This window comes from Cellulomonas sp. McL0606 (assembly GCF_058248365.1).
Map to the genome: position 1 here is coordinate 2,091,545 of NZ_CM177779.1, position 25,728 is coordinate 2,117,272.

Annotated in this window: 25 protein-coding genes and 10 pseudogenes; 18 read left to right on the top strand and 17 right to left on the bottom strand. The window is 71.9% G+C overall.

Annotated features, from left to right (window positions below; translation table 11 throughout):
• Positions 1-14: 14 nt before the first annotated feature.
• Positions 15-1,443 (bottom strand): annotated as a pseudogene (mqo, locus tag AC38ZX_RS10595) (malate dehydrogenase (quinone)).
• 186 nt (positions 1,444-1,629) lie between these two features.
• On the opposite strand from mqo, the gene AC38ZX_RS10600 reads away from it, so the two are divergent.
• Positions 1,630-1,836 (top strand): hypothetical protein, encoded by a 207-nt coding sequence (locus tag AC38ZX_RS10600; protein WP_426595769.1) that lies wholly within the window; start codon positions 1,630-1,632, stop codon positions 1,834-1,836.
• A 221-nt stretch (positions 1,837-2,057) separates the two neighbouring features.
• Here AC38ZX_RS10600 and AC38ZX_RS10605 read toward each other — a convergent pair.
• From AC38ZX_RS10605 to AC38ZX_RS10640, 8 genes and pseudogenes are all read right to left on the bottom strand, one after another.
• A pseudogene (locus AC38ZX_RS10605) lies at positions 2,058-2,117 on the bottom strand (hypothetical protein); the annotation flags it as partial.
• A gap of 55 nt (positions 2,118-2,172) precedes the next feature.
• Positions 2,173-2,403 (bottom strand): annotated as a pseudogene (locus AC38ZX_RS10610) (phosphatase domain-containing protein); the annotation flags it as partial.
• A pseudogene (locus AC38ZX_RS10615) lies at positions 2,391-2,942 on the bottom strand (App1 family protein); the annotation flags it as partial. The pseudogenes AC38ZX_RS10615 and AC38ZX_RS10610, both read right to left, overlap by 13 nt.
• Positions 2,939-3,499 carry a Dps family protein gene (locus AC38ZX_RS10620; protein WP_491297253.1) on the bottom strand — a complete coding sequence of 187 codons (561 nt, stop codon included), beginning with the start codon at positions 3,497-3,499 and terminating at the stop codon, positions 2,939-2,941. The pseudogene AC38ZX_RS10615 and the gene AC38ZX_RS10620, both read right to left, overlap by 4 nt.
• Positions 3,500-3,546: 47 nt before the next feature.
• Positions 3,547-4,125 carry a non-homologous end-joining DNA ligase LigD gene (ligD, locus tag AC38ZX_RS10625; protein ID WP_491297373.1) on the bottom strand — a complete coding sequence of 193 codons (579 nt, stop codon included), beginning with the start codon at positions 4,123-4,125 and terminating at the stop codon, positions 3,547-3,549.
• 97 nt (positions 4,126-4,222) lie between these two features.
• Positions 4,223-4,420 (bottom strand): annotated as a pseudogene (gene ligD / locus AC38ZX_RS10630) (non-homologous end-joining DNA ligase LigD); the annotation flags it as partial.
• 14 nt (positions 4,421-4,434) lie between these two features.
• Positions 4,435-4,869: an ATP dependent DNA ligase gene (locus AC38ZX_RS10635; RefSeq protein WP_491297254.1), complete on the bottom strand. Its 435-nt coding sequence runs from the start codon at positions 4,867-4,869 to the stop codon at positions 4,435-4,437.
• Between the two features lie 139 nt (positions 4,870-5,008).
• A pseudogene (locus AC38ZX_RS10640) lies at positions 5,009-5,380 on the bottom strand (ATP-dependent DNA ligase); the annotation flags it as partial.
• 73 nt (positions 5,381-5,453) lie between these two features.
• On the opposite strand from AC38ZX_RS10640, the gene ku reads away from it, so the two are divergent.
• The 4 genes and pseudogenes from ku to AC38ZX_RS10660 all read left to right on the top strand — a co-directional run bounded on the left by ku (position 5,454) and on the right by AC38ZX_RS10660 (position 8,290).
• Positions 5,454-6,314 (top strand): non-homologous end joining protein Ku, encoded by an 861-nt coding sequence (gene ku, locus AC38ZX_RS10645; RefSeq protein WP_426595773.1) that lies wholly within the window; start codon positions 5,454-5,456, stop codon positions 6,312-6,314.
• Complete coding sequence (locus AC38ZX_RS10650) at positions 6,311-7,357, top strand: PHP domain-containing protein (protein ID WP_491297255.1); 1,047 nt, start codon at positions 6,311-6,313, stop codon at positions 7,355-7,357. Before ku ends, AC38ZX_RS10650 begins: the two co-directional genes overlap by 4 nt.
• Positions 7,358-7,500: 143 nt before the next feature.
• Positions 7,501-7,782, top strand: coding sequence for an HU family DNA-binding protein (locus tag AC38ZX_RS10655; protein ID WP_426595776.1), 282 nt, complete (start codon positions 7,501-7,503; stop codon positions 7,780-7,782).
• 99 nt (positions 7,783-7,881) lie between these two features.
• Positions 7,882-8,290: pseudogene (locus AC38ZX_RS10660) on the top strand (Fur family transcriptional regulator).
• Here the strand turns inward: AC38ZX_RS10660 and AC38ZX_RS10665 are convergent.
• Positions 8,287-8,694: a DUF6328 family protein gene (locus tag AC38ZX_RS10665; RefSeq protein WP_491297375.1), complete on the bottom strand. Its 408-nt coding sequence runs from the start codon at positions 8,692-8,694 to the stop codon at positions 8,287-8,289. The pseudogene AC38ZX_RS10660 and the gene AC38ZX_RS10665 overlap by 4 nt on opposite strands.
• 117 nt (positions 8,695-8,811) lie before the next feature.
• Here AC38ZX_RS10665 and AC38ZX_RS10670 point away from each other — a divergent pair, with 117 nt between their 5' ends.
• Positions 8,812-9,894, top strand: a complete 1,083-nt coding sequence (locus tag AC38ZX_RS10670) for a threonine aldolase family protein (protein WP_491297257.1) — start codon at positions 8,812-8,814, stop codon at positions 9,892-9,894.
• A 61-nt stretch (positions 9,895-9,955) separates the two neighbouring features.
• On the top strand, positions 9,956-10,507 hold the full coding sequence (locus tag AC38ZX_RS10675; RefSeq protein WP_491297258.1) for a hypothetical protein: 552 nt from the start codon (positions 9,956-9,958) through the stop codon (positions 10,505-10,507).
• A 107-nt stretch (positions 10,508-10,614) separates the two neighbouring features.
• Here the strand turns inward: AC38ZX_RS10675 and AC38ZX_RS10680 are convergent, their stop codons facing one another.
• Positions 10,615-12,405, bottom strand: coding sequence for a DEAD/DEAH box helicase (locus AC38ZX_RS10680; protein ID WP_491297259.1), 1,791 nt, complete (start codon positions 12,403-12,405; stop codon positions 10,615-10,617).
• Between the two features lie 258 nt (positions 12,406-12,663).
• The gene (locus tag AC38ZX_RS10685; RefSeq protein WP_491297260.1) at positions 12,664-13,080 is read right to left on the bottom strand and encodes a CoA-binding protein; all 417 of its coding nucleotides are present in this window, start codon (positions 13,078-13,080) and stop codon (positions 12,664-12,666) included.
• A 113-nt stretch (positions 13,081-13,193) separates the two neighbouring features.
• On the opposite strand from AC38ZX_RS10685, the gene clsA reads away from it, so the two are divergent.
• The 8 genes and pseudogenes from clsA to AC38ZX_RS10725 all read left to right on the top strand — a co-directional run bounded on the left by clsA (position 13,194) and on the right by AC38ZX_RS10725 (position 18,870).
• Positions 13,194-13,778 (top strand): cardiolipin synthase ClsA, encoded by a 585-nt coding sequence (gene clsA, locus AC38ZX_RS10690; protein ID WP_491297262.1) that lies wholly within the window; start codon positions 13,194-13,196, stop codon positions 13,776-13,778.
• A gap of 486 nt (positions 13,779-14,264) precedes the next feature.
• A pseudogene (locus AC38ZX_RS10695) lies at positions 14,265-14,750 on the top strand (DUF881 domain-containing protein); the annotation flags it as partial.
• Entirely contained in the window at positions 14,747-15,079 is a 333-nt protein-coding gene (locus AC38ZX_RS10700) for a small basic family protein (protein ID WP_426595791.1), read from the top strand. The pseudogene AC38ZX_RS10695 and the gene AC38ZX_RS10700, both read left to right, overlap by 4 nt.
• On the top strand, positions 15,076-16,155 hold the full coding sequence (locus tag AC38ZX_RS10705; protein WP_491294030.1) for a DUF881 domain-containing protein: 1,080 nt from the start codon (positions 15,076-15,078) through the stop codon (positions 16,153-16,155). Before AC38ZX_RS10700 ends, AC38ZX_RS10705 begins: the two co-directional genes overlap by 4 nt.
• A gap of 171 nt (positions 16,156-16,326) precedes the next feature.
• Positions 16,327-16,744, top strand: a pseudogene (locus AC38ZX_RS10710) (FHA domain-containing protein).
• Between the two features lie 34 nt (positions 16,745-16,778).
• On the top strand, positions 16,779-17,546 hold the full coding sequence (gene ftsR, locus AC38ZX_RS10715; RefSeq protein ID WP_491294032.1) for a transcriptional regulator FtsR: 768 nt from the start codon (positions 16,779-16,781) through the stop codon (positions 17,544-17,546).
• Between the two features lie 236 nt (positions 17,547-17,782).
• A complete protein-coding gene (locus AC38ZX_RS10720; protein WP_491297377.1) occupies positions 17,783-18,130 on the top strand; it encodes a bifunctional nuclease family protein in 348 nt (115 codons plus the stop codon).
• A 146-nt stretch (positions 18,131-18,276) separates the two neighbouring features.
• A complete protein-coding gene (locus AC38ZX_RS10725; protein ID WP_426595799.1) occupies positions 18,277-18,870 on the top strand; it encodes a MerR family transcriptional regulator in 594 nt (197 codons plus the stop codon).
• Here AC38ZX_RS10725 and AC38ZX_RS10730 read toward each other — a convergent pair.
• Positions 18,871-19,634 (bottom strand): annotated as a pseudogene (locus AC38ZX_RS10730) (ParA family protein). It lies immediately after the preceding gene.
• An 83-nt stretch (positions 19,635-19,717) separates the two neighbouring features.
• Between AC38ZX_RS10730 and AC38ZX_RS10735 the strand changes: the two are divergent.
• The 3 genes from AC38ZX_RS10735 to AC38ZX_RS10745 are packed head-to-tail and all read left to right on the top strand — an operon-like array spanning position 19,718 to position 21,133.
• Positions 19,718-20,353 carry an MBL fold metallo-hydrolase gene (locus AC38ZX_RS10735; protein WP_426595803.1) on the top strand — a complete coding sequence of 212 codons (636 nt, stop codon included), beginning with the start codon at positions 19,718-19,720 and terminating at the stop codon, positions 20,351-20,353.
• 56 nt (positions 20,354-20,409) lie between these two features.
• On the top strand, positions 20,410-20,550 hold the full coding sequence (locus AC38ZX_RS10740) for a hypothetical protein (protein WP_491294035.1): 141 nt from the start codon (positions 20,410-20,412) through the stop codon (positions 20,548-20,550).
• Between the two features lie 34 nt (positions 20,551-20,584).
• Complete coding sequence (locus AC38ZX_RS10745; protein ID WP_491294036.1) at positions 20,585-21,133, top strand: GNAT family N-acetyltransferase; 549 nt, start codon at positions 20,585-20,587, stop codon at positions 21,131-21,133.
• On the opposite strand, the gene AC38ZX_RS10750 is transcribed toward AC38ZX_RS10745, so the two are convergent.
• The 4 genes from AC38ZX_RS10750 to AC38ZX_RS10765 all read right to left on the bottom strand — a co-directional run bounded on the left by AC38ZX_RS10750 (position 21,078) and on the right by AC38ZX_RS10765 (position 25,568).
• Complete coding sequence (locus tag AC38ZX_RS10750; protein ID WP_491294037.1) at positions 21,078-22,304, bottom strand: RNA polymerase sigma factor; 1,227 nt, start codon at positions 22,302-22,304, stop codon at positions 21,078-21,080. The genes AC38ZX_RS10745 and AC38ZX_RS10750 overlap by 56 nt on opposite strands.
• 537 nt (positions 22,305-22,841) lie before the next feature.
• Positions 22,842-23,483, bottom strand: coding sequence for a winged helix-turn-helix transcriptional regulator (locus tag AC38ZX_RS10755; RefSeq protein ID WP_491294039.1), 642 nt, complete (start codon positions 23,481-23,483; stop codon positions 22,842-22,844).
• Positions 23,484-23,488: 5 nt separating this feature from the next.
• On the bottom strand, positions 23,489-23,923 hold the full coding sequence (locus tag AC38ZX_RS10760) for a VOC family protein (RefSeq protein WP_491294040.1): 435 nt from the start codon (positions 23,921-23,923) through the stop codon (positions 23,489-23,491).
• A 103-nt stretch (positions 23,924-24,026) separates the two neighbouring features.
• Positions 24,027-25,568 (bottom strand): MFS transporter, encoded by a 1,542-nt coding sequence (locus AC38ZX_RS10765; RefSeq protein ID WP_426595813.1) that lies wholly within the window; start codon positions 25,566-25,568, stop codon positions 24,027-24,029.
• Positions 25,569-25,728: the final 160 nt, after the last annotated feature.

The window sequence follows — 25,728 nt, forward strand, 5'->3', positions numbered from 1 at the left end:
GCCGCACTGGGCGCCTATCGTTCGCTGTGGACCTCGTCCACGAGCTGGTGAAGCTCGAACGACTCGTCCCACTCGCCGCCGCCGAGGCTCGGCATCATGGCGCGCAGCCGGGGCTGCCACTGCGCCGAGCGCTCGGGGAAGCAGCGCTCCAGCAGGTCGAGCATCGTCGCGACGGCCGTCGACGCGCCGGGGGACGCGCCGAGCAGCCCGGCGATCGAGCCGTCGGCCGACGTCACGAGCTCGGTACCGAACTCGAGCACCCCGCCCAGCTTCTTGTCCCGCTTGATCACCTGGACACGCTGACCGGCGGTGATGAGCTCCCAGTCGCGCGGGTGCGCGCTCGGCATGAAGGCGCGCAGCGTCCGCAGACGGTCCGTGTCGTTCGCCGTGACCTCGCCCACCAGGTACTTCACCAGGTCGAGGTTCTTGAGCCCGACGGCGAGCATCGGGACGATGTTGCCGGGACGCACAGAGCGCAGCAGGTCCGTCCAGGAGCCGTTCTTCAAGAACTTCATGCTCCAGCCGGCGTACGGCCCGAACATCAGAGCTGAACCGCCGTCGACGACCCGGGCGTCGAGGTGCGGCACCGACATCGGGGGAGCCCCCACGTCGGCCTTGCCGTACACCTTCGCCTGGTGGGCGGCGACGATCGACGGGTTGGTGGTGCGCAGGAACTGCCCGCTGATCGGGAAGCCGCCGAAGCCCTTGGCCTCCGGGATTCCGGAGCGCTGCAGCAGTCGCAGCGCACCACCGCCCGCGCCGATGAACACGAACCTGGCGCGCACCTTGCGGCTGCGCACGTGCCCGTTCCAGCGGCGGTCCTTGATGCGCAGCTTCCACGAGCCGTCGCGACGCTGCGCGAGCCGGGTGACCTCGCTCTCCAGGTGCAGACGAGCCCCGCGGGCGACGGCGTCGGCCACCATCGCGTTCGTGAGGCGACCGAAGTCGACGTCCGTCCCGGCTGCCGAGCGCGTCGCCGCGATCACCTCGTCGTCCGACCGGCCGAGGGTGAGCAGCGGCGCCCACCGCGCGATCTGCGCGGGGTCCGTGCTGAACTCGAGGTCGTCGAAGAGCGGGTGCTTGCGCAGGGTCTCGTAGCGGCGGCGCAGGTAGTCGGCGTTCGCCTCGCCGCGCACGAACGTCATGTGTGGGGTGCTGGACAGGAAGCCGTCGCCGCCCGGCAGGCGGTTCGCGGTGGCCAGGTGGTTCCACAGCTCGCGGGAGAAGCTCGAACTGCTCGTTGATCGCCACGGCCTTGCTGATGTCGATCGATCCGTCGGCACGCTCGGGCGTGTAGTTGAGCTCGCAGAGGGCCGCATGGCCGGTGCCCGCGTTGTTCCAGGCGTTCGTGCTCTCCTGGGCCAGACCGGACCGGACCTCGTGGATCTCGACCGTCCAGGTGGGCTCCAGCGTCGTGATCAGGGCGGCCAGCGTGGCGCTCATGATCCCGCCGCCGACGAGCACGACATCCACTGTCTCTTCGCGTTCCGGCACGTCTTCGATCGTATGTTGACGTCGAGATACCTCCACGTCCGCAGCCTGTGATCTTGGTCGCGGGCCTAGGTCACACTTCGGACCGATCGGCGGTCGGTGCGTGCATCGGCGACCGGCGCGCGGTAGAACCGAAGCATGAGCCGCGACCGGGACCTGACCTCCGACCCGTCCGCCGAGCACCTCGCGGACCACCTGCAGTCGCAGGCCGACCTCGACGCCGCCGACGCGCGCTCGGGCGGGAATGCGTCGCGCGCGCCGCGGTCGCTGCACGAGGTGGAGCTGGTGGCCGACGACGAGGCGATCGCCAGCAGCGACGAGTGGGACGACCCCGAACGGCTCTGAGCCGCGCCACCGCTCAGCGCAGCCGGATCCCGCGCGCCCTCAGCTGTCGCGCGAGAGGCTCCGTCGGGACCCTGGATCACCGGGATGCCGTCGCGGTGGGCTCTAAGCTCGGCTCGCAGCGAGTCGGTGGTGGGCGCGGGCACGCCGTGCGCCAGGACGTGCTCCGTGAACGTGAGCTGCCGGATCAGGATCGCGCGCACGTGGTCCGGGTGGTGCTGGGCGGCGCCGGCATAGATCTGCGGGTCGCGCTGGCCGTCGTCGCCCACGAGCACCCACTGCACGTGCGGGAAGCTCGCGCATGAGCCGTCGCAGCTGCGTGATCTTGTGGGTCGGGCCGCTGCGGAACCACCCGCTGTTGGTGGGCCCCCAGTCCGTCATCAGCATGGGACCGGCCGGGAAGCGGTACTGACGCAGGAACCGGCCGACCGTCGGCGCCGCGTTCCAGGCGCTGGTCGACAGGTAGACCACGGGAAGCCGGTGGTCCCCGTCCAGGAGGACTCGGCGTACAGGGACGACATGCCCTGGACCGGCTCGCGGGCGTTCTCGTGCCGCATGAACACGTTCCACGCCGCGACCAGCGGGCGGGGCAGGCGCGTGACCATCACCGTGTCGTCGATGTCGCTGACGATCCCGAAGCGGGCGTCGGGCCCGATCACGTGCACGGGCGCCGTGGCCGCCGCGCCGTCCTGCGTCAGGATCTCCACGTCGTGCCACCCGGGCTCCAGGTCCGCCGTCAGCACCACGTCGATGTAGCCGCCGCGGTCGGTCGTGACGTAGTGGACCCGGCCGCCCACCTGGACCTGGAGCACGGCACCGGACACCTGGGCGGTCGCGAAGCTGCGCCAGCCGCGCAGCGCCGGCGCGGCCGGCGCGCCCACCTGCGCGTTGCGGCCCGCACCGGGCAGGTCGGCGGCGCGCACGATCGGGGCGGCGAGCAGGGCGCGGGCCATCACGCGCATCCATCCGGGGCCGCCGTAGCTGGCGTACGGCTCGACCCGAACGGTCCAGCCGCGCGTACGCAGCCGGGCCTCGACCCTGCGGTCGATCGCGCTCTCGACGCGCGCCGCCAGGTGTGGTCGAGCGCTGCGTGTGCCGGCAGCTGTCATGCGTCGTCCTTCACGCCGGCTTTCTTCGCCGAGGCCTTCTCGGTCGTGGACGCGCCCGTGGTCAGAGCGCCACCCACCGACTCGAGGTGCGCGCGCACGAACCAGTGGAAGAGCTCGAGCCCGTGCAGGTGCCCGATGAGCAGGTCGTTGGTGACCGGGTCGCTCTCCTCGGTGTCGGCGGCAGCCTGCCGGTGCGCGGTGATGACCCCGACATAGACGACGTCCAGCGCGCCGAGGTGCGCGATCGCGCTGTCGCGGCCGATCGAGTAGTCGTCCCAGGTGCGGTTCTCGACGAGCGCGCCCGGCGTCCCGACCGGGGCGACCCCCAGCGTCGCGATGCGCTCGGCGATGGCATCGACCATCAGTCGCACGGCGTCGACCTGGGGGTCGAGCATCTCGTGCACGGCGATGAAGTGCGGGCCCACCACGTTCCAGTGGATGTGCTTGAGCGTGAGCGCCAGGTCGTTGAGGGCGTCGAGCCGGCCCTGCAGGACGGCGGCGACGTCGGCCCCCTGCTGGGGCGTGAGCGACGGGACGGTGTACTTGGGCAGCGCCATGGTGATCTCCTTCGACCGGTTTGGTGCCGCTACGTTGCCCCAGGCGCTCACCGCCCGCCATCCGAGAAGGGGTCACCGCGCTCGGCGTACCGTGCCACCACCTCGTCGGGCGTCAGCTGGGCGAGCCCCGGTCCGATCTCGTCCCACCACCGCGGCGCCGCGGCGTGCGGCATCTCGCGCCCGCGCAACGAGTACGGCGTGATCGTGGTCTTGCTCGGGTGGTTCTGCGACCAGTCGATGAGCACCTTCCCGCCCCGCAGGTCCTTCTTCATGATGGCGACCACAGCTTCCGGGCGGGCGGCGGCGATCTCGTAGGCGATGTCGTGGGCGTACTGCCGCACCTCCATGACCGTCTGCGTCCCGGGCAGCGGCGCGTAGAGCTGCATGCCCTTGCTGCCCGAGGTCACGGGCACGATCACGTCGAGACCGTCCGCGCGGAGCCGGTCGGCGACGAGGTGCGCGACCGTGGCGCAGGCGTCGAGCCCGGCCGGGGGACCCGGGTCGAGGTCGACGACGAGCCGGTCGGGCTTGTGCACGCCACCGCGGGGGCCCACCCGCCACTGCGGCGTGTGCAGCTCGAGCGCGCCCTGGTTGGCGGCCCAGACGAGTCCTGCCAGGTCGTCCAGGAACGGGAAGCTCCAGCACCGCGCCCTCGTCGTCGCTACCCGGCGCGGCCCTGATCTTCTGCCGACGGACCCACGCGGGCGCGCCGCGGGGTGTGTTCTTCTCGAAGAACTTCTCGCCGTCCACGCCGTCGGGCCAGCGGATGCGCGTGACGGGTCGGTCCTCGAGCTGGGCCAGCAGCGCGGGCGCGATGCCGACCGAGTAGCTCATGACCTCGGCCTTCGTCATCCCGGTGGCGGGGTACATGACCTTCTCGAGGTGGCTCACGCGCACCGCGCGCCCGTCCACGTCGACCATCTGCCGCTCGGGCGTCACGGCTGCTCCCAGGGGTCCGCGTCGGTGTCGGTGCGCACGCCACGGACCACCGGCTGGCGCAGTCGGCCCGTGGGGTTGCGGGCCAGGTACAGCGTGTCGACGACCACCACCGGGTCGACCCAGCGGGTCCCACGCGCATCCACGAGCGGGATCTCCTCGTCGAACGGCGAGTCGGCCCGCTCGTGCCCCTCGAGAGCTTCCCGCATGCGCGCAGCCCTCGGACCGCTGAGCCCGCTGCCCGCGCGGCCGAGGAACCGCAGCCTGCCGTCGGTGTCGCGGGCGCCGAACAGCACCGCGCCGAGGCGCCCCGACCCGGTGGTCTCGGGGCGCCAGCCGCAGACGAGCGCGGCGCGCGTCCGGCGGTGCGGCGCCTTGACCCAGTCGTCGGAACGGCGACCCGGCTGGTAGGTCGACGAGCGCCGCTTGGCCACGACGCCCTCGAGCCCGAGCTGCTCGGTGACGCCCCAGAGGTCCTGACCGTCCTCGTAGACGGGGGAGAAGCTGGACGTTCTCGGGAAGGGCGAGCCGTTCGAGGATCGCTCGGCGCTCGTCGTAGGACGAACGGGTGAGGTCCGCGCCGTCTGCCCGCGGGACGTCGAACACCATGAACGTCACCGGCTGACGGGCGGCCAGGGCTGCCGCCCGGCGGACGTCGCGCACGTGCATGCGCTCCGCGAGGGCGGTGAACGAGGGGATGCCGTCGGCCAGCAGCACGATCTCGCCGTCGAGGATCATGTCGTCCAGCGCCGCCAGGCCGGCGAGCTCCGGGTAGGCGGGCGTGATCTCGCGCTCCTGCCGGCTCCACAGCCGCAGGTCGCCGGACGTGGTGTCGGCGAGGGCCCGGACCCCGTCCCACTTGACCTCGAACGACCACTGCGACCCGCGCGGAAGCTTCCGTCGGACCGGTCGCGGGGGTGGCGAGCATGGGCTCCACGGGTCCATCCTGCCTGGTAGCAGGCGCGCCTGTGGAGCGAGCAGCTGCGCGATGGAACCTCACGGGACGGACACCTTCACCATGCGAGCGATCTGGAAGGGCTCGGTCGCCTTCGGGCTGGTCAACGTGCCCGTGCGGCTGTACTCGGCGACCGGGGAGCACGAGGTGACCCTGCACCAGGTGCACCGCGAGGACGGCGGCCGCATCCGGTACCGCAAGTTCTGCAGCATCGACGGCGAGCCGGTCGAGATGTCGGACATCGCCAAGGGCTACGAGACCGAGGACGGCGAGCTGGTCGTCCTGACCGACGAGGACTTCCGCTCGCTGCCCCTGTCCACCGAGCGCGAGATCGAGGTTCTCGAGTTCGTCCCGGTGGACCAGGTGGACCCGATCCTGCTGCAGAAGACGTACTACCTGGAGCCAGAGAAGGCCGCTGCGAAGCCGTACGCGCTGCTGCGCGGCGCCCTCGAGCAGGCCGACCGTGTCGCCGTGGTCAAGGTGGCGCTGCGGCAGCGCGAGTCGATGGCGATCCTGCGGGTGCGCGACAAGGTCATCGTCATGCAGACGCTCCTGTGGCCCGACGAGATCCGCGCGGTCGACTTCCCCGTCCTGGACGACGAGGTCACGGTCCGGCCGCAGGAGCTTGCGATGGCGTCGTCGCTGGTCGACTCGCTGGCCGCGGACTTCGACCCGAACCAGTACGAGGACCGCTACGCGGGAGCGCTGGAGGCGATGATCGCGGCCAAGGTCTCCTCCGGGGACACCCAGTCCGTCCCGGTTCCGCCGGGCGAGGAGACCTCCGGTGACGGCGGCGGCGACGTGGTCGACCTGCTCGCGGCCCTGCAGCGCAGCGTCGAGAAGGCCCGGAGCGCGCGCGGCGAGGAGCCGTCGAAGGACGAGGCGGCCGAGGCCCCGAAGAAGAGCAAGACCAAGGCATCGTGAGCCCGGCCGACCGCTCGGCGTCCGACCGGCAGGCGGACGCCGTCGCCGCGCTGCGCCGGATCGCGTTCCTGCTCGAGCGGGCGCAGGCCAGCGCCTACCGCAGCGAGGCCTTCCGCAAGGCGGCCGTGAGCGTCGAGAGGCAGGACCCCGGGCGGCTGGGCGTGCTGGAGACCACGGGCGCGCTGGCCACGCTGCCGTCGGTCGGCGCTCGCACCGCGGACGTCGTCGCGCACGTGCTGCGGGGCAAGCCGGTCGAGTACCTCGACACGCTCGAGGAGGAGTACGCGTCGTCGACGCTGGACCCGGCAGCGGCCCTCCTGCGGGCCGCGCTCCGCGGGGACCTGCACGCCCACACCGAGGCGAGCGACGGGTCCACGCCCATCCAGGAGATGGTGCTGGCCGCGATGGAGCTCGGGCACGACTACCTGGCGATCACCGACCACTCGCCGCGTCTCACGGTGGCCAACGGGCTGTCCGCCCCGCGGCTGCGCGCCCAGCTCGAGCAGGTCGCTGCCCTGAACCGCGTGGTCGGGCCGTTCCGCGTGCTCACCGGCATCGAGGTGGACATCCTGGACGACGGCGGCCTCGACCAGGAGCCGGACCTGCTCGACCGGCTGGACGTCGTCGTCGCGTCGGTGCACTCCAAGCTGCGCATGGACCGCGGCCCGATGACCGAGCGGATGCTCGCTGCCGTGCGCAACCCGCGCACGGACGTCCTCGGACACTGCACGGGCAGGCAGATCAAGGGCAAGAGCCGCCCGCAGAGCGAGTTCGACGCCCGCCGCGTGTTCGACGCCTGCGCCGAGCACGGAGTGGCCGTGGAGATCAACTGCCGACCCGACCGGCTGGACCCGCCGCACGAGCTGCTGGACGTCGCGATCGAGGCCGGCTGCCTGTTCTCGATCGACACGGACGCCCACGCGCCCGGCCAGCTCGACTGGCTCCCGGCGGGCTGCGAGCGGGCCGCGCAGCACGATCTCGACCCGGCGCGCATCATCACGACGTGGCCGCTCGAGGAGCTGTTGGCTCGCTCACACAGGTGACACGAGACGCCCCAGATCGGCTTGTTGGCCCTTCACGGGTTAGTGTCAGCCGGTCGCCCCGGGCCTTGATCTCTTCTGCGTGCCCGGGAACACCTCGGCCCGCACCTGGGCCCGCATTCCCGAGTGAACAAGGAGCACATCCAGTGAGCGTGAACCGCACCGAGCTCGTCCAGGCCCTCGCCGCCAAGGCGGGCCTCACCAACACGGACGCCGACAAGGCCCTCAAGGCCTTCCAGGAGGTCGTGGTCGAGAACCTCGCCAAGGGCGAGGCCGTCACGATCCCCGGTTTCCTCGCCGTCGCCCGCGCCGAGCGTGGTGCCCGGACCGGTATCAACCCGCAGACCGGTGAGAAGCTCGAGATCCCCGCGGGCTTCCGCGTGAAGCTCACCGCAGGCAGCGCCCTCAAGCGCGCCGTGCAGGGCTGACGCAGCACCGCAGCACATCAGGCCGGGCCCCCGATCCGCACGGATCGGGGGCCCGGCCTCGTATGATCTTGGGAACGACTCTCAGGAAGGTGGCTCGTGATGGTGGTCGTCCCGCGCCAGACGCGGCAGCGCGCCGAGATCCTCGACCTGCTCGAGGACGTCGACGAGTTCCGCAGCGCGCAGCGAGCTGCACGAGATCCTGCGCTCCCGGGGCTCGAGCGTCGGTCTGGCCACCGTGTACCGGGCCGTGCAGAGCCTGTCCGAGCACGGTGACGTCGACGTGCTGCGGACCGAGGAGGGCGAGTCGGTCTACCGCCTGTGCGAGCAGCGCAGCCACCACCACCACCTGGTGTGCCGCTCGTGCGGGCGCACGGTCGAGATCGAGGCGGGTCAGGCCGAGGCCTGGGCCGCCCAGGTCGGGGCCGCGAACGGGTTCGACGACGTCGAGCACACCATCGAGCTCGTCGGGACCTGCGCGGCCTGCCGGGCGGCCGAGGCCCGCAGCTAGCGGGCGGTCCGACGTCCGATGAACTCGGGCAGCGCCCACCAGCAGGCACTCAGCAGGACGATGGCCCCCACGCCGATGAGCCGGCCGGCCGTGCGTCCGAGCACCACGTCGAACAGGAGCATCGCGCCTCCGGCCAGGACGAGCGCCAGCACGAACAGGCCGGTCCTGGCGAAGACGTTCCCGGCGGCCACGAGCCGAGGCTTGAGACGTCGACGGAAGAGCACGCGGTGCATGCTCACGGGGGTCAGCAGCAGGGCCGTCGCGAGCACGGCCAGGATCACCAGCACCAGGTAGAGGTTGCGCTGGTAGGTGTCCAGGGTCGCGAAGCGCTGCTGGAACGGGATGGTGAGCAGGAAGCCGGTGAGGATCTGGGTCCCCGTCTGGGAGACCCGCAGCTCCTGCAGGCTCGTTCCAGTTGCGGTCGGCCCGCTCGTTGGCCGACTCGGTCCGACCGTCGTCCGGGTCCACGTCGGGCTTCACCCGCCACCTCCTCATCGACCACTCTGCGAGCTGCTCGGATCATGCCCCACGGGGACGCCCAGGGCACACTTGTCCCCGTGACCCGACTGCACGATGCCGACCGCCGCGACTTCGCCTCCGACAACTACGCCGGGACGCACCCCGAGATCCTCGCCGCGGTCGCGGAGGCGAACGGAGGCCACCAGACCGCGTACGGCGAGGACGTCTACACGGCCCACCTCCAGTCGGTGGTCCAGCAGCACTTCGGGCCGACGGCCACCGTCTTCCCGGTGTTCAACGGCACCGGCGCGAACGTGCTCTCGCTGCAGTCGCTCCTGCCTCGGTGGGGTGCCGTGATCTGCGCCGAGACGGCCCACATCCACACCGACGAGGGCGGCGCTCCCGAGCGGGTCGGTGCCCTCAAGCTCCTGACGGTGCCCACCCCGGACGGCAAGCTCACCCCCGACCTCGTGGCCACGCAGGCGTGGGGGTTCGGCGACGAGCACCGCGCACAACCGGGCGTCGTGTCGATCACGCAGAGCACCGAGCTGGGCACGCTCTACACGCCCGACGAGATCCGCGCCCTCGCCGACCAGGCCCACGCGCTCGGACTGCGGCTGCACCTCGACGGCGCCCGCATCTCGAACGCCGCCGCGGCGCTGGGCCTGCCGCTGCGCGCCTTCACCACCGACGTCGGTGTCGACGTCGTGTCGCTCGGTGGGACCAAGAACGGCCTGCTGTTCGGCGAGGCGGTCGTCGTGCTGACCCCGGGGTCGGACGGCGGCCTGACGTACCTGCGCAAGCTCGACATGCAGCTGTCCTCGAAGATGCGGTTCGTCTCCGCCCAGCTCATCGCCCTGTACGAGGGTGACCTGTGGCGGCGGTCGGCGGCGCACGCGAACGCCATGGCGAGCCGGCTGCGCAGGGGCATCGAGCACCTGCCGGGTGTCCACGTCACGCGCCCGACCGAGGCGAACGGCGTGTTCGTCGTCTTCCCGACAGGTGTTGCCGACTCGTTGCGCCGCAGGTGGCGGTTCTACGACTGGGACGTCGCCACGGGCGAGGTCCGGCTCATGTGCTCGTTCGACACCACCGAGGCCGACGTGGACGAGCTCGTCGCGGCGGTGGAGGCGGCGGTCTCCTGACGGGGGACCGTCACCCTCACGGACCTCGCCGTCGAGGCCCGCGGATGGGAGCCTTCGGTCCATGACGCTCGCCCAGGACTCCGCGGTACGCACGCCGGTGCGGCGTCGCCGCGTCCTCGTCGTCGGCGTCCTGATCGTCACGGCGGCCGTGGCCGCCGTGGGGGCTCGGGCGTGGCTCGGGTCCGGTCTGGTACTGCCCGCGGGCAACGCGGTGTGCATCCCGCGCGCCAGCGATGGGCCGCTCCTCGTCGGTGCGGCGCTGCTGACCAACGACGGACGCCTCCCGCTCCGGGTGGAGTCCGTCGCGCCGGCGCGTGACGGTGCCCTGGAACGGGGGGAGGGGCTGTGGGCCAAACGGCTCGACCGCGACGGCGACGGCGCGGTGGGAGCAAGCGTCTCCGCCGCCGAGCTCGCGGGCTACACGCGCATCGACGCCGACGGGCTGCTGGTCGCGCAGGGTGAGCAGTGGAGCCTGGTGACCACCGTGGAGTCACCCCCCGCAGGCGGTCGACTCGACGGCTTCGTGACGGTGTGGACGCGCGGACCGTTCGAGTACCACAGCCGTAGCGGTCCGACGCTGACCGTCGTCCCGGCGGGGGACTCCTGCGGATGAGGCGCGCGAGCTCTCGCGCACAGACCGGACAGGCCCCCTTCCGTGCCGCCGAAGGGGCACGAGAGGAGGCCTGTGGTCAGGTGGGGCGACACGCCCGCTGACGAGGGTCAGGCGCGGCCGCGGGCCGGGCCGTGGCTGGGGCGCGAGGCACCCTGGCCCGGGCGGGGGCCCGTGTCCTGACGGATCCGCAGCGGGCGACCGGCGACGCGCGTGCGCGCCAGGCGGTCGATGACCTCGGGGGTCAGGCCGCCCGGCAGGTCGACCAGCGCGAAGCTGCCGAAGATGTCGATCTTGCCGACGTCCTTGCCGGTCAGGCCGCCCTCGCCGGTGAGCGCGCCCACGAGGGCACCCGGCTGCAGGCCGTCACGGTGACCGACTGCGACGCGCCAGCGCGGCGCACCGCCCGCGATGTGCGTGTTGTTGTTGCGACGCTCGCCCCGCTCGGGACGGTCGTAGCCGCGGTCGCCGCTCCGGCCGCTCGCGTACTCGTTGTCACGGTCGCCACGGTTCCCACCGGTGAGGTGGGCGCGGGAGAGCGCGTCGTCCAGGTCGTCGCCCGTGGCGGCCACAGGGCCCTCGTCGCCGACCGCGAGGGCCGTGAGCGCGACGAGCAGGTCGACGGGGTCCAGACCGGGGTTCTGCGCCAGGTGCACGGCGATGGCCTCGCGGTACAGGTCCAGGCGACCGATCTCGGTGCGCTCGGCCGTGCGGGCCAGCAGGCCGCTGACCTTGTGCGCGGACACCTCGACGGGCGTCGGGATCTCGACCTGGATGAGGGACTGGCGCGTGGTCCGCTCGATCTGACGCAGGCGCGACTGCTCGGCGGGCGTGACGAACGACAGTGCCTCGCCCTCGCGGCCCGCGCGGCCGGTGCGGCCGATGCGGTGCACATACGTCTCGGGCTCGCGCGGCACGTCGAAGTTCACGACGAGGCCGATGCGGTCCACGTCGAGCCCACGGGCCGCGACGTCGGTGGCGACGAGGACGTCCAGGGCGCCCGACCGCAGGCGGTCGACGATCTTCTCGCGCTCGGTCTGGGCGACGTCGCCGGAGATGAACGCGGCGGAGATTCCGCGCTCGACCAGCGCGCTGCCGACCTCCTCGGCCGCACCACGGGTGCGGACGAACACGATCGCGGCGTCGGCCTCGGACACGGCGAGCACGCGGGCGAGCGCACCGGTCTTGTGGCGGTGGGGGACCACGGCGTACGTCTGGCGGACGCTGGTCACCGTGGACGCCTGGCGCGAGACCGTGATCTCGACCGGACGGTTCAGGTGCTGCTCGGCGACCCGGCGGATGGGCGGCGGCATCGTCGCGGAGAACAGGGCGACCTGACGTTCCTTGGGCGCCGCCGAAAGAACCTTGTCGACGTCCTCGGCGAAGCCCATGCGCAGCATCTCGTCGGCCTCGTCGAGCACGAGGAAGCGGACGTCGTCCATCTTCAGCGTGCGACGCTCGAGGTGGTCGATGACGCGACCGGGGGTGCCGACGACCACCTGGGCGCCTCGGGCCAGCGCGCGCTGCTGCGGCAGGAACGGCGAGCCGCCGTACACCGCGAGCACGTTCAGGCCGGGCAGGTGCGTGGCGAACGACTGGATCGCGTCGGCGACCTGCATGGCGAGCTCGCGCGTCGGCGTCAGGACGACCGCCTGCACGGCGTGCACGTCCGGGTCGATCGAGGCGAGCAGCGGCAGACCGAACGCGGCGGTCTTGCCGGTGCCGGTCTGGGCGACACCGACGATGTCGCGGCCGCTCAGCAGGGCGGGGACGGCCTGCGCCTGGATGGCGGAGGGAGTGGTGAAGCCGAGGTCGGCGATCGCGGCCTCGAGCGCCGGGGGGAGACCCAGCTCGTCGAAGGTGCCGTTCTCGGGCATGGCAGAGGGCGCAACAGAACTCATGAAAAGGGGGAACCGATCATCGCGGGGCGGAGCCCTGAACCGTGCACCGGGACGGCGAACAGCGGGTCGCAGCCCCGGACCACCCAGTGGCGACCGCATCTCGCGGTGCCTAGACCTCACAACAAGAGGCGGGCCCCGACCGCTCGCGCGGTGGTGGCGACGCCTCGAAGGGGGACGCGACGAACTCCAGATTCACCAGGAGTCTAGCGGCAGGACCCGTCCGCTGTCCGGACCCGTGCGCGTGACGTCGGGCACAGGTCATCGCAGGCCGAGGCGCGGCCCCTCGATCGCCGGGCACCGGTTCATGACGACGTCCAGCCCGGCTGCCTGCGCCCGAGCGGCGGCGTCCTCGTCGACGACGTCGAGCTGCAACCAGACCGCCCGGGCACCGATCGCGATGGCCTGGTCGACGACCTCGCCGGCCAGGCTGCTGTTCACGAAGACGTCGACGACGTCGACCGGGCCGTCGACCTCGGCGAGCGACCGCACCCCGGCCGCTCCGTGGACCGTCTCTGCGCTCGGGTGCACGGGGACGATGTCCATGCCGATCCCGCCCAGGTACGCCGAGACGCCGTAGGCCGCCCGTGCCCGGTTGGACGAGAGCCCGACGACCGCCCAGCGGCCCGGGTTCGTGAGCAGGCGTCCGATGACCTCGGGGTCGTTGCTGTGTGCCATCCCGTCAGCGTGGCACCAACGGAGCGGGTCCGCCGCGCGCCACGGTCCGGAGCCCACCCGCGCCCGCATAGGATCGACGCCGCGCACAGTCGGCGCGGAGATCGGGGGAGGCAGTGCCAGAAGACGAGATCGTCTCCTCGCGCGTCTGGACGATCCCCAACGCGATCAGCTTCGTGCGGCTCCTGCTCGTCCCGGTGTTCGCCGTCCTCCTGGCCCGGGGCAGCGACGGCTGGGCGATCCTCGTCCTTGCGGTCTCGGGCGCCTCCGACTGGCTCGACGGCGTGCTGGCGCGGCGGCTCGGACAGGTCTCGAGGCTCGGGCAGCTGCTCGACCCGGCGGCCGACCGCCTGTTCATCATCGTCACGCTCGTCGCCCTGGCGTGGCGCGACGTCGTGCCGTGGTGGCTGCTGATCGTCCTGGTGCTCCGCGACGTGGTGCTCGGCATCATGCTGCTCGTCCTGGGACGCGCCGGGTACGCACCCTTGCCGGTGCACCTTGCCGGCAAGGCCGGCACGTTCGCCCTGCTCTACGCGTTCCCGCTTCTCCTGCTCGCCGAGGTCGACTCCTGGGTCGGCGTCGTCGCGGGCGTGGTCGGCTGGGCGTTCGCCCTGTGGGGTGTGGCGCTGTACTGGTTCGCCGGTGCGCTGTACCTGGCGCAGGCTGCGCGCCTGCTCCGCGCACCGGTGGAACCGGCATGACCTCCCGGCACGGCTCGGACGCGCCGCTGCCCCTCGCCCCGGTGCGACGCCCCGACGCGTCGATGACCCTGCTGACCGAGGTGTACCGCCGCCCGCTGGACGCCGGGTACGCCGAGGCGGCGGCCAAGCGCGCGCAGGGCAGCGCGCACCCACGCACGGTGCGGTCGGTCTCCACGCTGGTCGTGATCGCAGTGGTCCTCGGGCTCGGCACGACCGCCGCCACCATCGCCTTGCGCCAGCCGGCCAGCTCCGCGCAGCGGGCGCGCGACATCCTCGAGGGGCAGATCGAGGAGCGCACCACGAACGCGGAGGAAGCCAGTCGCAGCTCGACGACCTCACCACCCAGGTCAACAACCTGCAGAACCAGGTGCTGGGCGCGGACGACCTGGCGCTGCAGGACGGCGCCACCGCCATGGCCGTCCAGTCGGGGGTCGTCCCCGTCGCGGGTCGGGGGCTTCGCATCGAGCCTCGGACGCACCGACGGACGACCCGGACACCCAGGACCCGTGGCTGCGGGTGGAGGACAGCGACCTGCAGTCGGTGGTCAACGGTCTGTGGGCCGCGGGTGCCGAGGCGATCGCGATCAACGGGCAGCGCCTCACGGCGATGACGGCGATCCGCGCGGCCGGCGACGCCGTACTTGTCGACCTGGTCCCGCTCAGCAGCCCGTACAAGGTCGACGCCATCGGCAACCCCGTGACCATGCAGACGACGCTCGCCCGCACAGATGCCGGCCAGCGCATGTCCGCCCTGCGCACCAACTACGGGATCGGTGTGGAGATCTCGTCGCAGTCCAAGCTCCAGCTCCCCGGGACCGGGCCGGTGACCCTGCACGACGCGACCGTGCTGGGCTCGTCGGACGCGGACCAGCCGACGCCGAGCGCCACGGCCGACGTGACCGGCGCGGGACGTGCGCCCGACGAGCCGGGTATGGCATCGTCGGCACGTCTTTCGGGGAGGGAGGGCACATGATCGCCGTCATCGGGCTGCTCATCGGCATCGTCGGGGGGCTGCTGCTCCAGCCGACCGTGCCCACCGAGCTCCAGCCGTACCTGCCGATCGCCGTGGTCGCCGCGCTCGACGCCCTGTTCGGCGGCCTGCGCGCCATGCTCGACGGCATCTTCGACGACCGGGTGTTCCTGATCTCGTTCCTCTCGAACGTCGTCGTCGCTGCGCTCATCGTCTTCCTCGGAGACCAGCTCGGGGTCGGCTCGCAGCTGTCGACCGCCGTCGTCGTGGTGCTCGGCATCCGGATCTTCTCCAACGCAGCCTCGATCCGCCGGCACCTGTTCAAGGCATGACCGTGGACGAGACGCGCACCGACGGCGACCCGGTCGAGGACCCGGACGGCGGGGCCGACCGCCCCAGCGACCGCGAGGTCTTCGACGCCCTCAACGAACCGCGCCCCGACCTGGCCGGACCGGTGCTGAACGACGACGAGTCGCCGCTCGCGACGGCCGCCGCGGCCGAGCTCGCGCGGGCGGAGGCGATCGAGCAGTCGCTGGCGGACGCGATCGAGGAGCCCACCTCCGACGCGCCCGAGGACAGCGCTGGATCGGTCTCGTCCGACCCGGTGGCCGAGCCCGGGTCACCGGACGGGACGGGTGGCGACGAGGACGCCGACGAGGTGACCGCACAGGCCCAGCCTGCGGCCTCGGGTGCGTGGTCGGTCCTGGGCCGGGCGCTCAAGCCTCGGATGACGCGCGCGCAGGTCCTTGCCGCCGTCCTGTGCGCGATGCTCGGCTTCGCGCTCGTCGTCCAGGTGCGCCAGGCGTCGGGCGCGGACCTGAGCTCCATGCGCCAGCAGGACCTCGTGCGCATCCTCGACGAGGTCACCAACCGGAGCGACGCCCTGGCGAACGAGTCGGCCGACCTCACCCGGGAGCGGGATCAGCTGCTGTCCGGTTCGGACCGCCGGCAGGCCGCGCTCGACGCGCTGCGCCGCAGCGCGGAGACCCAGGGCATCCTGACCGGGCGGCTCCCGGCCGAGGGGCCCGGCGTCGTGGTGACGTTGACGGACCCCTCCGGGTCCATCAAGCCGAGCACGATGCTCGACGTGCTCGAGGAGCTGCGCAACGCCGGCGCCGAGGCCATCGAGCTAAACGACCAGCGGGTGACGGCGAGCAGCGCGTTCACGGGAGCCGCCGGTGCCGTCGTGCTCGACGGCACCACCCTCGACGCGCCGTACACGTGGACCGTCATCGGCGATCCGGACACGATCGACCCCGCGCTCCAGATCCCGGGCGGGGCGATGGCGCAGGTGCGTAACGACGGCGGGCACGGCGACGTCGAGCAGAGAGACACCGTGCAGATCACCGCCCTGCGGGTGATCCCGGATCCGGTCTACGCGACGCCCGTGCCGCCGACGGGCGGTTGATCCTGATTCGTCGCACCCTGCGACGGCGTCCTCCGTCCGCGGTGCTGCGCGGGGCGCCTGGGTCCGCATAAGGTGTGATCGCGCGGCCTAGTGCCCGCACCCATCGTCAGGACCGGGCCGGGAGGTGGCATGAGCAGCGAGGATCCGCAGGCCGGCGGACCGGACACCACGATGAGCTTTTGGTGCGATCGAACCGGTCGAGGTCGAGATCGAGGCGGGTGCCCCGGTCGGGCTCACGCCTGACGAGGTGGGCGCGGTCAACGCCCTGCCGCCGACGTCGGCCCTGCTCGTCATGCAGCGCGGACCGAGTGCCGGCGCCCGATTCCTGCTCGACGCGCAGCGCACCGTCGCCGGCCGCTCGACCGGAGCCGACATCTTTCTCGACGACGTGACGGTCTCCCGCAAGCACGCCGAGTTCGTCCGGGAGGGCAACCAGTTCGTCGTGCGCGACATCGGGTCGCTGAACGGGACGTACGTGAACCGGACCCGGATCGACCAGTCGATCCTGCGCGCCGGCGACGAGGTGCAGATCGGCAAGTACCGCATGACGTTCCACCCGAGCCCGCACCGGGACGCGGCGGGCGCGTGAAGCGACCGACCAGATCGACCGGGGGCACCGCGTGGTGAGTGCACGACCGCAGCGGCTGGACGCCGTGCAGGCGCCGGCCGCCGACGCCCAGGTGTCCGACGAGCTGTGGCCACGGGGCATCTCCCGCCGTGCGACGATGCGGATCTCGGACGTGCTGGCGTCGCTCCAGCTCGAGTTCCCGGCGGTCGCCACGTCCAAGCTGCGGTTCCTCGAGGAGCAGGGCCTGATCGAGCCGGTCCGCACGGCGTCGGGCTACCGCCAGTACTCGCCGGCCGACATCGAGCGCCTGCGGTTCGTGCTGCGCCAGCAGCGCGACCGCTACATGCCGCTGAAGGTCATCGGCGAACGGCTGGCCGCTCTGGACGCGGGCGAGGAGGACGAGCCTGCTGCCCGGGCCCGGCTCGCCACCCGCGACGGCGTCCGCGAGTCGGCGGCACCGCGGTTGACCGTCGACGTCCTCGCCCGCGAGGCCGACGTCGAGCCGGCGTTCGTCGAGGATCTGGTGACGGCCGGCATCCTGCGGCCGCACCCGTCGGGCGCGTTCGACTCCTGGGCCCTGCAGATCGTCACGTCGGCCGCGGCACTCGCCGAGCACGGGATCGACCCACGGCACCTGCGTCAGTTCCGGGCGGCCGCGGACAGGCAGGCCGACCTGGTCGAGCAGGTCGTCGCCCCCTGGCGCGGCCAGCGCAGCGCGTCCAGCCGAGCCCGCGCCGGCACGCTCGCTGCGGAGGTCGGCGAGCTGTGCACGCAGATGCACACGGCGCTCGTGCGGGCGGCCGTCGCCGACCTCGCACCGTAACGCGACCGATACACAGCGAGGGCCCCGACGAGCACGCCGGATCGCCGTGGGCGTCGTAGGTTGGGCCGTATGGGGGAAGACGCCGAGCTGATTCCCGTCGAGATCGTCGGAGTGCGCCAGCACCTGGCGGACGACGAGATCGTCGTGCTGCTCCTGGACCCGGACTCGGAGCTCTCCTCGTCCCCATCCTCATCGGACCGTCCGAGGCGTCGGCGATCGCATCCGCGCAGGCGGGCATCGTCCCGCCGCGCCCCATGACGCACGACCTCCTGCGCGACGTCCTGGTCGCCACCGGGTCCGGCCTGACCCGAGTCGAGATCACGCGGCTCGAGGAGGGCGTGTTCCACGCCGAGCTGGTGCTGCGCACCGGTCCGCGCGTCGACTCGCGCGCCTCCGACGCGATCGCGATGGCGCTGCGGTTCTCCTGCCCGGTGCTCTGCTCCGCCGAGGTCGTCGCCGTGGCCGGCGTCGAGGTCCGCACCACCTCCTCGGAGGCGGATCTCGAACGGTTCCGCCGATTCCTCGACGTGGTGACGCCGGAGGACTTCGGTACCGGCAGCGAGCCCGACGACGAGGGTCTGTGACCCGAACCTTCGTGTTCAGGTTGAAGGTGAGACTCGCGCACGCCGACACGCGCGGAGGCGTCGTGGCTTCTGACCGATGACGGGCCTACTGTGGCTGTAGCCGGGGGAGACGTCGACCCGACCGGCGTTCGACGAGTGGAGGATTCGTGACCAGCACCGAGAATGCCGAGAGCGTCGGCGGGGTCGTTCCCCAGCGCGCCCAGGGCATGCTGTTCGACGACGACCTCCCCGATCTGGACACCTCGACCGGCTACCGCGGGCCCACGGCCTGCCGCGCGGCCGGTATCACCTATCGCCAGCTCGACTATTGGGCCCGCACCGGCCTGGTCGAGCCGTCCGTACGTCCCGCGACCGGCTCCGGGACCCAGCGCCTCTACAGCTTCCGCGACATCCTCGTCCTGAAGGTGGTCAAGCGACTGCTCGACACGGGCGTCTCGCTGCAGCAGATCCGTACCGCGGTGAGCCACCTGCGGGAGCGCGGTGTGGACGATCTCGCGCAGATCACGCTGATGTCCGACGGTGCGAGCGTCTACGAGTGCACGTCCGCCGACGAGGTCATCGACCTGGTCCAGGGCGGGCAGGGCGTGTTCGGCATCGCCGTCGGTCGTGTCTGGCGCGAGGTCGAGGGCACGCTCGCCGCCCTGCCCACGGAGCGTGCCGACGAGGACGAGGACCTCACGGCCGAGCCGTCACCGCACGACGAGCTGGCGATGCGCCGTCAGGCCCGTTCCGCCGTCTGACTACCGGCGTGGTGCGCGCAGTGCTCTGTCGAGCAGTGCGTCGAAGGTCCGACCGAGCTCGGCGGCTGCAGCACCGGGCCACGCATGGACCGGCTGCGCCGCACCCTGTGCCTGCTGCAACGCCGCGCGCTCGGGCACGCTGGGGCTGAGCAGGAGAGGCCCGTAGAGCGTGTGCAGCTCCTCCAGCCGGAAGGCCTGTTCCACCGACCGCGCCCGCACCCGGTTGACGACGATGCCGAGCGGCTGGAGAGCGGAGGCCTGGCCGCGGCGGAGTCGTCGATGGTGCGCATCGCCCGACCCACCGCCATCACGGCGAACAGGCCGGGCTCGGTGACGACGATCGCCCGGTCCGCGGCGACGAGACCGGTGCGCGTGAGGCCGCCCAGCGACGGCGGGCAGTCGATGAGGACGAGGTCGTAGCCGTTCACCCACGAGAGCGCATACCGGAGGCGCTCGACGTCGTTGTCGCGCATCCGGTCGTGATCGGCGGAGCGCTCCGAGCCCACGAGGACGTCCGGGCCGTCGTCGGACCACGAGGACCGGACGGTCGCCGCCTCCATCGTCGCCGCGCCGGGCAGCTCCAGGACGGAGGCCACGTCGGCCGTGTCGGGCCGGGCGCCGAGTGCCATCGTCGCGTCGCCCTGCGGGTCCAGGTCGATCACGAGGGTGCGCATCCCGCGTTCCAGGGCGGCCGACGCCAGACCGAGGGTCACAGACGTCTTCCCGACGCCACCCTTGAGACTGCACACCGCGAGCACCAGCACGGGCGACACCGTATCCGGGCCGCGTGTCGTTCACGAATCGCGTTCGAGCGGCACGCCCGTGCGTGTCGGTGGAGACTGCGGGAATGAGCACTCACCTGTCCCGCTGGGGGCACTCCTGCGTCCGCCTCGACCGCGGTGACGACCACCTCGTCATCGATCCAGGCATGTTCACGGACGTCGCCACGGCCCTGGCCGGAGCCGGGGCCGTCCTGGTCACTCATGAGCACGGCGACCACCTCGCGCCGGAGCCGGTCGCCGCCGCCGGCGTCGACGTCTGGGGGCCCCAGGCCGCGCTCGACGTCCTTGCCGCCGCGGGCGTACCGAGCGCACGGCTGCACGCTGTCGTCGCCGGCGACACGGTCGAGGCCGCCGGGTTCGCGGTCGCGGTGCTGGGGGAGTGGCACGCCCAGATCCATCCCGACGTCCCCTTGGCCGCGAACGTCGGCTACCTGGTCGAGGGCGTCCTGCACCCCGGAGACGCGTACGTCGACCCCCAGGGCGCGACGGTCGACGTGCTCCTGACCCCGATCGGCGGGCCGTGGCTCAAGATCAGCGAGGTCGTCGACTACGTGCGGTCGGTCTCGCCGGGTCGGGTGGTCACGATCCATGACGCGCAGCTGTCGCCTGCGGGCCTCGGGCTCGCATCGTCCCTCGTCGGCCGCCTCGGCGGTGCCGGAGAGCCGATCCTGCTCGGACCCGGTGAAGGGATCGACCTGTAGGGGCAGCGCAGGAGCCTGTGCGTGCGTAGCGTGTGCCTGGTCGGAAGGAGACGAGCGTGACGCAGCCCGCAGACCACGACGGCCACTCGCACGAGGTGCCCGAGCTCGAGTACGACGAGTCCGTGCCGCCACGGCCGGAGGAGGAGATCGCCGACGCCGCGCGATCGCTCCCCGATCCCGCCGGCCACGGCGGTTGACCAACCCGGATCGCGGCGCGCCCTGAACGTCGCGGTGCCCGACGTGGGGCATTCTGTCCTGGTGCTGATCCGACGCGTGGGAGAGGACGACTGGGAGATCGTCCGCGACGTCCGCCTGCGCGCCGTCCGCGAGAATCCCGAGGTCTTCGGCGCGTCGCTCGCCCGCGAGAACCGGTTCGTGGAGTCTCACTGGCGCATGCGCCTGCGGACGAGCCCGACCTGGATCGCCGTGGACGACGAGGGCACCGGCCGGGGGATCGTACAGATGCTGCAGGAGCCCGGTTCGCCGGTCGACGACCGACACCTCATCTCCCTGTGGGTGGCACCCGAGTCCCGACGACGGGGCATCGGCTGGGCGCTGATCGACGCCGCTCGCCAGGCCGCAGCCGCCGACGGCGCGAGCACCGTCTCGCTCTGGCTCGTCGACAACAACCACGCCGCCGGCGACCTCTACGTCCGCGCTGGGTTCGCACGGACCGGGGAGCGCCAGGCGCGCGACGGCTCGCTGACCGAAGAGCGTTACGTGCTCAGGATCGAGCCGGCCGAACCGACCGGATCGTCGGCCCGGCCTCCGCTGCCCTGATCCGGACGGCCTGGCGCACGAGGTGGTCGCGCTCGGCCGTGTTGGTCGCACGGTTGGCCGCGTCCGCGTACGCAGCGGCCGCGGCGGACAGGTCCCCGTCGAGCTCGAACAGGTAGCCGCGCACGGCGTACCAGCGGTGACGGTCGCCGAGGACCCGCGACAGGCGGTCCGTCTCGCGCAGACCGGCAGCGGCGCCCTGGACGTGCCCGACCGCGACGGCGCGTCCGAGGACGGCTGCCGGGTCCTGGCGCAGGGGCTCGTCGCTGAGGGCGACGAGGTCGTCGTACCAGGCCAGGATCTGCGGCCAGTCGGTCTCGTCGGCTGTCGCGGCGTCGTCGTGGAGCGCGGCGATCGCCGCTTCGATCTGATACCGACCGGGACTCTGCGCCGCGAGTGCGGACTGCAGGACGCGGACCCCCTCGGCGATCTCGCGGGTGTCCCACAGGCTGCGGTCCTGGACGTCGAGGGTGACGATCCGCCCCTCCGCATCCCAGCGGGCACCGCGGCGTGCGTGGTTCAGCAGCATCAGTGCGAGCAGCCCCCGCGCCTCCGGCTCCGCGGTCGCGAGGGTCAGCTGACGGGTCAGCCTGATGGCCTCGACCGCGAGGTCCGTACGGCCGGAGTGACCGGTCGTGTAGACGAGGTAGAGCACGCGCAGGACGACGGCCAGGTCGCCGGGCTGGTCGAGCCGGCGTCCGCGCAGGTCCCGCTTGGCGCGGCTGATCCGCTGCGCCATCGTCGCCTCCGGCACGTAGAAGGCATCGGCGATCTCGCGGGTGGTCAGACCCCCGACGGCGCGCAGGGTCAGGGCGACCTGGGAGGCGGGGGACAGGTCGGGGGAGCAGCAGCAGAACAGGAGGACGAGGGTGTCGTCGCCCTCCTCGGTCGGGCCAGGTACGGGCGCGACGACCGTCGCCTCCTCGCGGCGGTCGCGGGCACCCGCGCTGCGTCGGGCGTCGACGAGCCGGCGGGTGGCGACCGTGGTCAACCAGGCGCGCGGGTCGCGCGGGGGATGGTCCGGCCACACCCGCAGGGCCTCGAGGAGCGCCTCCTGGAGGGCGTCCTCGGCGGAGTCGAAGTCCTCTCCTCGCCGGACGAGGCCGGCGAGGACCCGCGGGACGAGGGCACGCAGGGTGCCCTCGTCCAGCGGTCGTCCCGGTGTCTCGGTCACGCGGCGTCAGTCGGTGGACGGCATCTCGGACATGACCTCGCGGACGTCGATCCACTCGTAGAGCGGCGTGCCCCCGGGCCCGGGTTCCGACGACACGTAGGCGGCGAGCTTCGATCGCACGCTCGTGCGAGTCGACGTCGATCATGTACCACCCGGCCGCGAGGTCGCTCGTCTCGGGCAGCGGACCGTCGGTGATGACCGGAGCCGCGTCCGGGCCGCCGTAGCGCACCCACGTCCGGTCGGGCGTCAGCGCCTGCGCGTCGACGTACTCGCCGTTCTCCTTGAGCAGGTCGTTGACGTGCATGAGGAACGCCATGTGCGCCTCGACGTCCTGCGGTTCCCACTGGTCCATCGGGGGGACCGGTCGGTGCTGCTCGGGGCCGCCGCGGTAGTGCTTGAGGAGCAGGTACTTCGGCATGGTGCGTCTCCTGGTGTCGTGGGCCGCGTCCGTCGTGGCCCTTCACCTGGTGAGCGGAGCCGGTCCGAGCTTCTCGACATGAAATCACCGATCGGTTCGGAGCGATCGACGTTCCGCGCTCAGGCGGCCAGGTGGAACGTGCTGGCGAAGCGTTCGAGGAGGTCGTCGCGACCGCGCAGGACCTCGACCACGCCGGTCGCGATCGCGCGCTCGGGCGCGAGCTCGCCCCTGATCAGGCGATGGATGCCCGGACCCGCCGCGAAGGCCAGGTCGACCGGTCCGTCCCCACGCGCCACGTCGAGCGTGGTGCGGTCCACCCGGATGAGCAGCTCCGCGGAACCGAAGCGCGCCGCGTAGGCGGTCGGCGGCAGGCGCGCCGCCACCAGGGGACGGAACGCCGTGCGCAGGTCGATGGTCATCGAGTCGGGGGTGATCACCTGCTCCTCCCGCGGGTCGCCCATCGCCTTGAAGCCCCACGCGCCGAGGGCGAGCACCACGGGTTCGAGCTCGTGGCCGTACGGAGTCAGCTCGTAGACGATCACGCGCGAGTGCGGCGCGCGGCGGATGACACCTGCCGCCTGCAGCTCCTTGAGGCGCGACGCCAGGATGTTGCTCGGGATGCGGGGGAGGCCCGCCGCGAGCTCGCCGTAGCGGCGCGGACCGACGAGCAGGTCGCGGACGATGAGCATGGCCCAGCGTTCGCCCACCAGCTCGAGGGCCCGGGTGACGCCGCCGTACTGCCCGTAGTCGCGCGCGGCCACCGTGCTCAGGCCTGCTGGTCGGCGAACGCCTCGGGCGCCTGAGCCGCGGCGGTGGGATCCATCCAGCCGAGCTCGAGGATGTTGCCGTCGGGGTCGTTGAGCTGCCGCTGGTACATGAAGCCGTAGTCGGCCGCCGGGTGCGGCTCCCGGCCACCCGCGGCGACGCCGTCGGCGATGGCCCGGTCGACCGCCTCACGGGTGTCGAGGTAGATCGCGACGGACACCGACGGACTCACGGCCGGGTCGCCGAGCGGCAGCTCGGAGAAGGTCTGGAAGAACTCGCGGGTGAGGAGCATGACCGCGCTGTGGTCGTCCTCGACGACGACACAGGCGGCGTTGTGGTCCGAGAACGCCGGGTTGAGGGGGAAGCCGAGCGCCGTGTAGAAGGCCTTCGCCCGGTCCAGGTCGGTCACCGGCAGGTTGACGAGCATCATGGTCATCGTGCGTCCTCTTTCGTGTTCCCGATCCTCGCGCTGACGCGATCGATACTTGCAAAAAGCAAGTGCCGACGTCAAGAGCGCGTAGGTCCGGCCCGAGGGCGCGTCAGCCGAAGTCCATCCCGTCGAGCGCCGCGGACGGCCGCACGTCCGGCAGTCGCAGCATCCGGAACGAGTTCCCGAGCCCGAGCAGCCCGCTGAGTAGGGGGATGAGCAAGGCGATCTGCAGCGACAGGTTGCGGGCGTCGTTGTTGATCGCCACGACCTCCGCCTCCACCTCGGGTGGCAGGCCCGTGATCTTCTCGGCGAGCTGCGTGTTGCTCATGATCTGGGCGTCGTTCTCCAGCACGGCTGCGATCTGCTGCTGCTGGTCGGCCGGGATGATCGAGCTGTTCTGGGTCATGTGCGTGAAGCTGAACGACAGGGCGGCGAGCATGAGGCCGCCGGCCATCGCCAGGCCGAAGGAGAGCCCGAACGACCCGGCTGCGGAGTTCACGCCGGCGGCCTCGCTGACCCGCTCCTCGTCGATCGGGGCGAGCGTGTAGTTGTTGAGCTGCGAGACCAGCAGGCCCAGACCGCACCCGGTGATGGCCAGCGGCACGACGAGGTACCACCCGCTGTCGACGCGGGGGACGAACGGGATGATGATCGCGATCCCGATGCTGGACAGCAGGAAGCCCGTGCGGATGATCGCGGCCGGACGCCGGTTGCCCGCTCGTCGGCCGGCGACCAGGGCGGCCGCGAACATCGTCAGCGACAGCGGCGCGAGCGAGAGGCCCGCCTCGATCGCGTTGTACTCCAGCGTCATCTGGAGGAACAGGGGGAGGGCGATCATCGCGCCGCCGAGCGTGACCTGCTGCAGCGCCTGGCCGGAGATCCCGGCAGTGAAGTTCGGGTGCCGGAACAGGTCCGGGTCGAGCAGCGTCAGCTTCCCGGCTCGCTTGCGTCGCAGGAGCCAGCGGGCGAGCAGCACGAGAGCCACCGCACCCAGGATCATCAGCAGCCCGACGTACTCGCCGCCTTCCTGCCAGACGAGGATGCCGAGCACGACACCGCCCATCCCGATCACCGACAGGACCGCACCGACCACGTCGATCTGGCGCGGTCCCGTGTAGGGGACGTCACGCACCAGCCTGATCTGGCTCAGGACGACGATGATGATGACGACCTCGAGCGCGAAGCCGACCCGCCACGACAGGTACGTCGTCACGAAGCCGCCGAGGAGCGGCCCGATCGCGGCCGCGATGGCCGCAGCGGCTCCGGTGAGGGCGTACGCCTGCTTCTGAGCGGCCCCTGCGAAGTTGCCGTGGATCAGGGACTGCATGGCGGGCAGGAGCAGCGAGGCACCGAGGCCGCCGATGATCGCCCAGAAGATGATGATCGCCGTCAGGTCCTGCGCGAGCGTCATGGCCAGCGCGCCGACGGCGTACGCCAGCAGTCCGAGGACGTAGGCACGTTTGCGGCCGATGAGGTCGCCGACCTTGCTGTTGATCAGGATGAAGGCCGCGGAGACCAGCGCCTCGAGGGCGATGGCCGACTGGACGCCGCTGGCCGTCGTGTCGAGGTCGGCGACGACCGCGGAGATCGAGACGTTCATCAGCGACGTGTCGACCACCAGGACGAACATCGCCATGGCCAGCAGGACCATCAGCCGACGACTACCGGAAGCTACGCCGTCGCTCGCGCCAGTGCTCATGTCGCCGGAGCCTAGCGCTCGGGGAGCGCAGCGATCGGGGCGCTCGCCGTCAGGAGCGGTTCGACGACGCTAAGTTGTCATAATGTGCATTATCGGCGATCGGGCAGCAGAC

Bases quoted from the DNA above. Each gene is read 5' to 3' on its own strand.
- AC38ZX_RS10735 (WP_426595803.1), top strand. From the start codon at position 19,718: ATGAGCACTCACCTGTCCCGCTGGGGGCACTCCTGCGTCCGCCTCGAC.
- ku (WP_426595773.1), top strand. From the start codon at position 5,454: ATGCGAGCGATCTGGAAGGGCTCGGTCGCCTTCGGGCTGGTCAACGTG.
- AC38ZX_RS10670 (WP_491297257.1), top strand. From the start codon at position 8,812: ATGCCCCACGGGGACGCCCAGGGCACACTTGTCCCCGTGACCCGACTG.
- AC38ZX_RS10620 (WP_491297253.1), bottom strand. From the start codon at position 3,499: ATGGCGCTGCCCAAGTACACCGTCCCGTCGCTCACGCCCCAGCAGGGG.
- AC38ZX_RS10765 (WP_426595813.1), bottom strand. From the start codon at position 25,568: ATGGTCCTGCTGGCCATGGCGATGTTCGTCCTGGTGGTCGACACGTCG.
- AC38ZX_RS10600 (WP_426595769.1), top strand. From the start codon at position 1,630: ATGAGCCGCGACCGGGACCTGACCTCCGACCCGTCCGCCGAGCACCTC.
- AC38ZX_RS10705 (WP_491294030.1), top strand. From the start codon at position 15,076: ATGACCGTGGACGAGACGCGCACCGACGGCGACCCGGTCGAGGACCCG.
- AC38ZX_RS10675 (WP_491297258.1), top strand. From the start codon at position 9,956: ATGACGCTCGCCCAGGACTCCGCGGTACGCACGCCGGTGCGGCGTCGC.
- AC38ZX_RS10760 (WP_491294040.1), bottom strand. From the start codon at position 23,923: ATGACCATGATGCTCGTCAACCTGCCGGTGACCGACCTGGACCGGGCG.
- AC38ZX_RS10700 (WP_426595791.1), top strand. From the start codon at position 14,747: ATGATCGCCGTCATCGGGCTGCTCATCGGCATCGTCGGGGGGCTGCTG.
- AC38ZX_RS10685 (WP_491297260.1), bottom strand. From the start codon at position 13,080: ATGGCACACAGCAACGACCCCGAGGTCATCGGACGCCTGCTCACGAAC.
- AC38ZX_RS10680 (WP_491297259.1), bottom strand. From the start codon at position 12,405: ATGAGTTCTGTTGCGCCCTCTGCCATGCCCGAGAACGGCACCTTCGAC.